Genomic DNA, 469 nt, shown 5'->3' with positions numbered 1-469 from the left:
AGGCGGCTTCGTTCAGAGCCAGACCAACAATCGCCGCCGTCAGCGGTGTAATAATGTCATTGGTGTTCCAGCTGATCAGTGTCGGACCAAAAGGAATGGCCAGCGAGATTTTTGGAAACAATGTCGAAAGATTGTACCAGAAGATCAGCTGCACCAGCAAAGGCGTGCCACGGAAGAACCAGATGAACAGATTAGAAAGCGAGCTTGCGAGCCTGTCCTGCGACATGCGGGCAATCGCCAGTATGAGACCGAGCGCGACACCGATAACCATTGCAATAACAGTCAGGCCGAGCGTAATTGTCAGCCCTTCCATCACTGTCGGATCAAAGAAATACGCCGCGACAACCGGCCAGCCGAAGTTCGGATTATTGGCGACAATAATACCGAAATCGAGTGCGACACCGAGAATGACGACCCACAGGATCACCCGTCGCAGCGGAAAAGGCGGGCGCGCTCGAGCAACGTCGAA

Annotated in this window: 1 protein-coding gene; it reads right to left on the bottom strand. The window is 53.9% G+C overall.

Features of this window, described 5'->3' with window-relative positions:
- Window positions 1–469 (bottom strand): ABC transporter permease subunit (locus HBA93_RS18510; RefSeq protein ID WP_221724277.1); only part of this gene is annotated, 469 nt, incomplete at both ends.

Origin of the sequence: Ochrobactrum sp. SFR4 (assembly GCF_019730395.1) — a bacterium.
GTDB lineage: Bacteria > Pseudomonadota > Alphaproteobacteria > Rhizobiales > Rhizobiaceae > Pseudochrobactrum.
The sequence above is the reverse complement of the archived record's forward strand: the minus strand, read 5'-3'. Positions and strand labels throughout refer to the sequence as shown.